The sequence below is a fragment of the Aquimarina sp. I32.4 genome (genome assembly GCF_002924285.1).
GTDB lineage: Bacteria > Bacteroidota > Bacteroidia > Flavobacteriales > Flavobacteriaceae > Aquimarina.
Genome location: NZ_PGUB01000195.1, coordinates 1 through 3,686, shown reverse-complemented (window position 1 = coordinate 3,686; position 3,686 = coordinate 1). Strand labels below are relative to the sequence as shown.

The 3,686-nt window shown below is 33.7% G+C and carries 3 protein-coding genes; 1 reads left to right on the top strand and 2 read right to left on the bottom strand.

Going from position 1 to position 3,686, the window contains the following annotated elements; all coding sequences use genetic code 11:
- A partial coding sequence (gene ltrA, locus CVD18_RS21740; protein ID WP_103867514.1) for a group II intron reverse transcriptase/maturase occupies window positions 1–1,100 on the top strand: 1,100 nt, incomplete at its 5' end.
- 128 nt (window positions 1,101–1,228) lie between these two features.
- Here ltrA and CVD18_RS21735 read toward each other — a convergent pair.
- Together CVD18_RS21735 and CVD18_RS21730 are read right to left on the bottom strand one after the other, a co-directional pair.
- Entirely contained in the window at window positions 1,229–2,749 is a 1,521-nt protein-coding gene (locus tag CVD18_RS21735; RefSeq protein ID WP_103867561.1) for a M20/M25/M40 family metallo-hydrolase, read from the bottom strand.
- Between the two features lie 84 nt (window positions 2,750–2,833).
- Window positions 2,834–3,568: an IS3 family transposase gene (locus tag CVD18_RS21730; RefSeq protein WP_255409487.1), complete on the bottom strand. Its 735-nt coding sequence runs from the start codon at window positions 3,566–3,568 to the stop codon at window positions 2,834–2,836.
- Window positions 3,569–3,686 lie beyond the last annotated feature (118 nt).

The following is a 3,686-nucleotide window of genomic DNA, read 5'->3' as shown; positions in this document are numbered from 1 at the left end:
TAGGAGTCCGTATCCCCAAAGGTCAAGGTAAAACCAGACTTTTGGGTATTCCAACAGTAGTAGATAGGTGTTTGCAACAAGCGGTAAGCCAACAACTAATGACAAAGTTCGAATATGATTTTGAATCGTTTAGTTATGGTTTCCGTCCAAAGAAGAACATCCATAAAGCAGTACTACAAGCACAGAGGTACATCAACGATGGATTTCAGGATATTGTAGATATTGATTTAGAAGGATTTTTTGATAAGGTAGATCACAGTATTTTACTACAATTAATTTACAACAAGGTACCATGTCCGATTACCCTTCGATTGATTCGTAAATGGCTACGATCTCCCATTGTTATAGATGGTAGGTTTTATAAACGCCGAAGAGGCATCCCTCAAGGAAGCCCACTAAGTCCATTATTATCTAATATTATGTTAGATGTTTTGGATAAGGAACTGGAAAGACAAGGTCTTCGTTATGTTCGATATGCAGATGATTTTAGTATCTATACAAAATCTAAAAGCAAAGCTAAAGAAGTTGGAAACAGGATTTATGTTTTTCTAAGAGAAAGACTTAAATTACCAATAAACAAGGCAAAAAGCGGTATACGCAGACCTGTGAATTTCGAGTTGCTAGGGCATGGATTTGTGCCGATCTACAAGAAAGGCATAAAAGGACAGTACCAGTTGGTTGTTAGTAAAAGTAGTTGGAATAAATTTAAGCGTAATCTTAAAGGTTTGACCAAGAAAACCAAGCCAATGTCATTAGTCGAGCGATTGGGTAGAATTACCAAAGTCTGTAGAGGATGGGTAAACAATTATCGTTTAACCAACAGCTATACCAAGCTGAAAAAGTTAGATGAGTGGCTACGTAATCGGTTACGGTATTGTATTTGGCATGATTGGAAAAAGGTAGAGAGAAAACGTAAGAATCTGATTCGATTAGGGATTAAACATGGACAAGCATATGCTTGGAGTCGAACCCGAATGGGAGGTTGGGCAGTAGCTCAAAGTCCTATACTAGGTACTACCATTACCATATCCAGACTCAAAAGAAAAGGATACGTTCCTATGATTGACTACTTAAATAAGGAGCAAACTTCGATTTGGTGAACCGCCTGTTACGAGACCCGTATGGCAGGTGGTGTGTGAGGTGCACTCCGCTATCTAATGATGGCGGAGCCATCTACACGATTAGCCTTTCGTTATTAATTCTTTTTCACACATGGTATGTTGAATTTTCAAAGTTTTGTGTTTAAAATTACTAAACAAGTTTTTATTCCCTGTCTAATATTTCCAATTCTAATATTTTCATTTGGATTATGTTGATTATTATCCATATTTACCATAGGGACAATCAGCGTGGGTACATTCAATTTATTTATTAAAGGTACAATAGGTACAGTTCCTCCCATTAATCTTATTGCTATGGGAGTATAATCAAATGTATTTTCCAATTGGGCTCTTATTTTCTTTCCAAAATCAGAATTGGGGTTAGTCCTAAAAGAATTTACCATTCTTGGGGATGCTATAAATTTCACAATTTTCGAGTAATTATGTCTTTCTTCATCTGTGGGGTCTCTGTCAATAACATAATAACCCTGCTGCTCTATATGCATTTTTATTTTTTGCAATTGCACTTTTCCATCTGTTTCTGGAACTAATCTAATATCTATATTTGCTATAGCATATTCGGGTACGACAGTTTTTAAACCTTTTCCTTTCCAAGAAGTACCTATTTGGCGAACATTTAAAGAAGGGTATTGTAGTGCTTCTTGATAATTACTCCCGACTTTTTCTGAAGAGTGAATACCTAATTTAGTGTTCAATTCTATAGAATTGAATGGTACTGCTTTTAAGAGCTTATTAGTTTCTGTATCTATATGAATTCCTTTGTAGTAATCTTCTATCAGAACTCTACCATGCTTATCTTTCATGCTTGATAATAGATTTGCTAAATCAAACACCGGATTTGGAACATAATTTCCATAATGACCACTATGCTGCGGAAGCTTAGACCCAAAAGTTGTAATAGAACATGTTGTAACTCCTCTACATCCAAATGTAACTGTTGGTTTGTTGGAAGGATGGATTGGTCCATCCATTACAATAAAGAAATCTGATGTATAATATTTTTTATATTTATCCAGGGTAGATAAAAGTGCCTCAGAACCATACTCTTCTTCTGGGTCAAATATTACTTTTATATTAAATTTTGGTGTTTCTTTTCTCTCGATTTTTAGAATTCGAAGTGCTTCCAGTAGCATTATTATTGGCGCTTTGTCATCGGCAGCGGCTCTTGCAAAAATACGCCATTCATCATTTATACCATCATCAAGTTTTTTCCAGTCTATTGCTTGCCACTGTTCGTTTTTGTTCATTTCCTTCAAAACCGCCTCAAATGGGTCTTTTTGATTCCATGATTCCGCATGAACTGGTTGTCCGTCAATGTGAAAATAGAATAATACTGTCTTAAATTTTGGGTTAAATATTTTTTCGGTTATAAGTATAGGGATTGTAATTGTTGGAAGCAGAGTTGTTTTAAAATCCAATGCTTTATACTGATTAGCAACCCAATTAATATTCTCAAGCATTAACTCTTCATTTCGAGGGAGGTTGGGTATACTTACAAATTCTTTGTGTAGCAACAAGGTGTTCTTGAAATTGTCATTGATATACAATTCATCCTTAGATTGCCCAAATACAGTGCAAGTAATTAAGACTGTTAAAGGTATATTTATTAGAAGTCTAATGTTTTTCATTATTTGGTAATGTTTTGATAATTATGCTATCTGGTTTTACTTAATGTCTAGTCCTGAAATATGGCTACAGTTTAAAATTAATTTTTACGCTGATAATTTGTATACCATATTAGGTGTTTTATAGTCTAAAGATAAGTGTAATCTTATTTCGTTGTACAATTTAATTGCATTTTTGGATGCTCTTTTTACGTGTTGTACATCTGTAAAGACCTGATCAAGATAAAATTCATCTTTCAAGATGCCATTTACACGTTCTGCGATCGCATTTTCGTAACAATGATTTTCTTCTGTCATACTAATCTGTATTTTTTTTCTTTTGAGTATTTTTGTGTATACATTGCTGCAATACTGTATTCCTCTATCTGAATGATGTATTAGTTCTTTAATATTTTTTGCATTGTATATTGCTTTATTAAGTGCTCTTACGCATCCTTTAAGTTCTAGACTATCACTAAGATCATAACCTACAACTTTCCTTGAATGGATATCCGTAATTAGGGCTAAATAGCAAAATCCTTTTACTGTTCTTATGTATGTTATATCAGATACCCAAACTTGATTTGGTCTATCAACTTCTAGATTTTTTATCTTGTTATTGTACTTATAAAACCGATGGTAGGAGTTTGTTGTTCTGGCACTACATTTTTTTCTAAGGGTTAACATTTTATATTCCCTAAGGATATTAAATAAAGTATCTCTACCAATTTTTAAATGTTGTTTTTCAAAATCTTCGTTTAATGATTTCATTAATTTACGTCCCCCTTCTCTAGGTAAGGATTTGCGTCTTTTTTTAACGATATGTATAATTTGTTGCTTAATCCTACTTTGTCATCTTAGGTTTGATTGTTCTTTTCTTGGTCTCTTAGTAGTTGTTTGATGTATCTTTGATGCTGTTCAAGAATTAGATTTATAGCTAATTGCGGAGTTTCTATTTTAG